The sequence below is a fragment of the Boseongicola sp. genome, from assembly GCF_057460485.1.
Genome location: NZ_JBVCWP010000278.1, coordinates 1 through 5,061, shown reverse-complemented (window position 1 = coordinate 5,061; position 5,061 = coordinate 1). Strand labels below are relative to the sequence as shown.

Here is a 5,061-nt window from a genome sequence, read left to right as displayed (position 1 = left end):
GGTCCTGCGGTTCAGCGGGCGCTTCGCCCATTTGGGCGCGAGCTGTTTCGACGGCTTCCTGCGCCGCATCCGCTGAAAGACTGGCGGTCAAGCAATCCTGGACGGCCGCCGCGAGATCCTCAAGAACGCTTGCCTCCAAGGCAACTGTGGATGGCGGCACATCTGGCACCTTGAGGATTTCCAAGACTTCGTCAATTTGGCTTTTGAGTTCGCCCCGATCTGCGCGGCGGCGGTCAAGATCGGCTCTAGCGGTGCTGGCCCGGCCCATCAGCGGCGCTCCGTCGATGGTCAGTTGATCGAGCCTTTCCATCTCTGTCGTCAAAGGCTGGATCAGCTTGTCGACCGGGTTGTCTGCGATGATCTGATCTTGCTTGGCGGTCTCTTCTTCCGCCTCCGTGATCCGAATCTTCAGCGCCGCGGTTTTTTCGACAAGGCCCGCCACTCGCTCTGCCGCGCCGGGATGGAGGTCGGGACCTTCAGGAAAATCGACCAAGGCCTCTGTCAGCCTCCCTATCTCCTCGGTTCGATCATACCACACCTCTGCGGCCTTAGATGCGGCCTGTCTTTGATGGGTCTGTCGCAGCTCGGCATCGGCCCCCTTAAACTCGGCCGCAGCCCGGTCACGATCATGTCTTAGCGTGCGCTCTCGTTCTGTCGTAAGGCGATCAGCACGCAATTCGCGGCCGATCTCTTTCAGGCGGTCACTGCCTGCTTTAAGAGCGTTTCCCCGACCGCGTTTCTTGTGAAATTTGTCGGCCCGCTCCGCCAACGCGTCCAGTGTTTGTGCCATGCCCGTCAGGCCAGAGAGACCCGCGTGCAGCAGCTGCCCAAGGTCTCCCTGCGCGCCAGCGATCCGTTCGCCGCCTTCCCGCAAACCCTTCTCGTTGAGCGAAAACCGTTCCTCGTATGTATCTCGCGTCAGGCCATGCAACGCACCCGATAGGATCGCCTCGTTTATTGGGCGGTCATGCGCGTCCAACAACGATTGGGTCCTCTTGCTATTTCGGCGTAAAACCAAGGGGCCGAGCCCGGGCAGGTCAAGTTCCGCCCCCACAACAAGGTCACTTCGCTCGAACCGGAAGGCATAAGGATGCGCCCCGCCCTTGAACCCGAAGAGCAGTTCCAGAAATCCGTGATACGCCGTGGATTTACCCGCCTCGTTTGGACCGAAGATTACCGTCACGTCAGGCGCGCCGTCGGCACGTTTTGGAAAAGCAATCTCGGCGTCATTGAATCGACCATAACGGATCAGATCTAGCCGGTTCAGCCTCATTGCGAGGTCCCCGCGTGCAAAGTCAGAGAGACTTCGGCAATCGCTTCTTCCAGAAGCGCATCCAGCCTGTCCTCATCCAGCTCGTCCATGATTTCTGGCGGCAGGGCAAGACGCAACTCTTCCAGCTGCTGCAGGGCGGCCTGTCGGAAGCCGTCTTCGACCAGTTCGCCCTGCATGAGGCGGAAAAGATCGTCGGTCTCGGCCCCCTGTTTGCCGGTCGGGGGGGTTGACTTGACCTTGTCAAGGAATACGCCTTCTATGCTGTCCAGCACTTCTGTCGCCAGTTCCGTCACCAGTTCCGTCCCGTGGCGATCCGAGGTGACGTGCAGGCGCATTGCCATATCGCGTCCCGGCATTTGCGCGGCCAACAACACGTCGCGCAAACTTCGCAAGACTTCTTGTTGGTCAGCACAAGCGCTCAAATCCAGCGCGTATTCGGAAAAGCCGAGGTGGCCAATGGCGCGGCGTTCGAACTGCGGCGTGCCCTCGTTGAGGGATACGATGGTCACGGTGCCACCGTTGCGCTCGCCGAAGTGACGCGGCTGCGGGATGCCGGGCATGACCGCCAGTACCGGTCCGTCGACCCGCTCAAAAGGCGCATGAATGTGCCCGAGGCACCACAAGTCGAACCCATGACCCATCAGGTCCCGTTCGGCGCAGGGCGCATAAGGATCATGACCTGGGGCACCGTCAAGCGAGGTATGCATCAGCCCAACGTTGCGCTTGCCCGGCACAGGCAGCGGATAATCGGGCAGGAAGCTCTTCGCCACATGGGCCGCGTCGAAGGAGAGGCCGTGAAAGACGGTGTCGCCGATCTCGACCGTTGGAGCGCCCTTGTGCAAAAGGTAGATGTTCGGCCCCAAATCCCCATGCGCCCGATGATCGAGCAGCGCATCATGGTTGCCCCTGATCAGAACCGTCGGCACGCCAGCCTCCGAGGCGCGCGATAGCTGAGTAATCAGGAAGGCGCGGGATTTCAGATCAGGATAACCATTGTCAAAGATGTCGCCCGCCAGCACCAATGTATCGACCTGCTCCGATATCGCCAGATCGATGATCTCGGCAAAGGTATCGCGGCTGGCCTGCTTCAACCGATCCCCTAGGTCGGGGTTGCGTAGTGCCACGGATCGGATGGGTGATCCGAGGTGAATGTCAGCTGAAACGAGGAGGCGCATCATATTCGTCCGTTTTCCCGCGAATGGTGCGGCTTTTGCGTCGAGACAACCATTTAGCAGTTAGTCATCCCCATGTCGCTGTTCATCGCTGAAGCGAAGCCCGAGAACGGCAGTTACTCGTGCTTCAGCTTCCAGCATCGAAAGCGGACGGCCAAGCAAGAATCCCTCAATGACCGCTCCGCGAACAGGATAGACTTTTGCCCAATGCACGCGTTGTTAAAAGGGCAAATGGGATCATCTTTCAAATTCCAGGGAGAAAGCCAGAATTATGCCCCGCGCCTCGCCTAAGTGGCAAAAGCGCGCGCCATGACGGTTCCCAGTCGCCGTGCGAACTCGGATGGATCGGTTGGGATTTCGCCTTCGACGATCCGTGCCTGATCCAGCAGGAGGTGAGCGGCATCCTTCAGAAGGTCATCGTCACTTGCGCTGTCTGCCTTTGCCCGTTCTGCCAACGTGGTGATGATCGTATGGGTTGGGTTGAGTTCAAGCACGCGCGGCATACCTTGCTCCAATTGACCATGACGTTTGAGCAAGCGCTCTAGATTGACATCCATATCACCGTCATCGGCGATTAGGCAGACCGGGCTGTCCGTTAGGCGTTTGGACGGGCGCACGTCTTTGACTGTCTCGCCCAGTTCCACTTTGATCGCAGCGATGAGGGCGGCGAGATCAGCCTCCTCGGTTTTATCGTCTTCTGCTTTTTCTTCCCCTCCTTTAATCTGATCTAGATCCGCAGCACCGCGAGTGATGGACTTGAGAGGCTTGCCGTCGAACTCGGTGATGTGCTGGAGCCAGAACTCGTCTACGTGGTCTGACAGAAGCAGCACCTCTACGCCTTTGGCCTTGAAGCCCTCCAAATGGGGCGACTGCGCGAGTTTCTCAGCGTTCTCGCCCGCGATGTAGAAGATCGCCTCTTGCCCCTCTTTCATACGGGACACGTAGTCGGCAAGGCTGGTCAGGGTGTCCTGACCGGTGGAGGCGAAGCGGCAGACCTCAAGAATGCGGTCACGTAAAGCCGGATCTTCGACCAAGCCCTCTTTCAATACCGCGCCAAAGCTACCCCAGAACTTCGCATACTCCTCCGGTGCCTTAGCAGCCTTTTTCTTCAGCTCGCCGAGAACCTTCTTTGTAACCTGGGATTTGATTTTGGCGAGTTTCGGATCGGTCTGAAGCATCTCACGCGAGACGTTCAGCGAGAGGTCCTGGCTATCCACAACCCCGCGCAGGAAACGCAAGTAGGCCGGGAGCAAGTCCTTTGTTGTCTCTGAGATGAAGACGCGGTTCACGTAAAGCTTCACATGGCTTTTGCGATCAGCGTCGAAGAGATCGAAAGGCTGGACAGTGGGCACAAATAGCAGGCTGGTGTGATTGAGTGTCCCCTCCACCTTGTTGTGCATCACATGCCAGGGCTCATCGAAAGCATGGGAGCTGTGGCGATAGAACTCGGTATACTGCTCTTCTGTGATGTCTTTCGCCGGACGGGTCCAGAGCGCTTCGGCGGCGTTGAGCGTTTCCTCCCCCAGTTTCACAGGGAAACTGATGTGCTCGGAATACGTTTTGATAATGTGTCGAATACGGGCTTCTTCAGCGAATTCCTTGGCGTCTTTCTTGAGGTGCAGGGTGACTGTGGTGCCGCTGGTGTCCCGCTGCGCAGCCTCAATCGTGAAAGCACCTTTGCCGTCGGAGGACCAGAGCCAGGCCTCAGCCTCGCCGGCCTTGCGGGTCAACACGTCGACTTTGGCAGCCACCATAAAGGCCGAGTAGAAACCTACACCAAACTGGCCGATTAGACCTGGGGCGTCTTTTTGGTCAGCTTTGAGCGCCTCAATGAAAGCGCCAGTACCGGACTTCGCGATTGTTCCAAGCGTCTCCAAAAGGTCAGCATGGTTCATTCCAATGCCGTTGTCGGAGATAGACAGCGTCTTGGCTTTCGTGTCGAATTCAAGGGCTATTGCGAAATCCTGTGATGGTGACAGGCTCGCATCCGTCAGGGCTGCATAGCGCAACTTGTCACAGGCATCAGAGGCGTTAGAGACGAGCTCCCGTAGAAACACTTCGCGGTTGGAGTATAGCGAACCGGCAACAATCTCCAAAAGTTGACCGACTTCTGTTTGAAAGGAAAACGTTTCTTTCTCGATGGTCTCTGCCATTTGAACCTCCTCATCTCGACTTCGGCGCTGATTTAAGCCCTTTCGGTGCAGGTTTCAACGCGTGGCCTCTTATCCCCGGGGAAAGCTCTCCCGAAACCAGTCTAAACCGCGACCTGAGGCGGCGAACAGCTAGAAAATCTGCTCTGTTTTTTGCGCGCCAACTCCTTCGAAGCGAGATAGGCAGTTGGGCGGCTGCTCCTGATCAGCGACGGGCCGGAGGCACCACGCAAGCTGATCAGGCCAGAAGCGCTCGAGCGCGCCTTTGGCACCGGCACCGAGCGCGTTCTCTATCAGCCGGATCATTGGCGGATGATCGACGATGGCTGGTTCATGAACGACGACCTCTACGAGCCCAGCGATGGTGAGGGTGCCGCGTTTTACATCTGGCAGGCCAACTACAGGCCTGAGATCGAGGCGCATGACCTTCTCTTCGCTCTGTTCCAGGACGATATCACCGGACCCT

4 protein-coding genes are annotated in these 5,061 nt (G+C 58.0%); all 4 read right to left on the bottom strand.

What is annotated here, in order from left to right; genetic code table 11:
• Positions 1-1,273: AAA family ATPase (locus AC221Y_RS20225; protein WP_486708195.1), on the bottom strand; the 1,273-nt coding region annotated here is incomplete at its 3' end.
• Positions 1,270-2,451 carry a metallophosphoesterase family protein gene (locus AC221Y_RS20220; RefSeq protein WP_486708194.1) on the bottom strand — a complete coding sequence of 394 codons (1,182 nt, stop codon included), beginning with the start codon at positions 2,449-2,451 and terminating at the stop codon, positions 1,270-1,272. The genes AC221Y_RS20225 and AC221Y_RS20220, both read right to left, overlap by 4 nt.
• Positions 2,452-2,732: 281 nt before the next feature.
• On the bottom strand, positions 2,733-4,598 hold the full coding sequence (htpG, locus tag AC221Y_RS20215) for a molecular chaperone HtpG (RefSeq protein ID WP_486708193.1): 1,866 nt from the start codon (positions 4,596-4,598) through the stop codon (positions 2,733-2,735).
• Positions 4,599-4,727: 129 nt separating this feature from the next.
• Positions 4,728-5,061 (bottom strand): hypothetical protein (locus AC221Y_RS20210; protein WP_486708192.1); only part of this gene is annotated, 334 nt, incomplete at its 5' end.

Excerpts from the sequence above, each read along its gene's own strand:
- AC221Y_RS20220 (WP_486708194.1), bottom strand. The coding sequence starts at position 2,451 with ATGATGCGCCTCCTCGTTTCAGCTGACATTCACCTCGGATCACCCATC.
- htpG (WP_486708193.1), bottom strand. The coding sequence starts at position 4,598 with ATGGCAGAGACCATCGAGAAAGAAACGTTTTCCTTTCAAACAGAAGTC.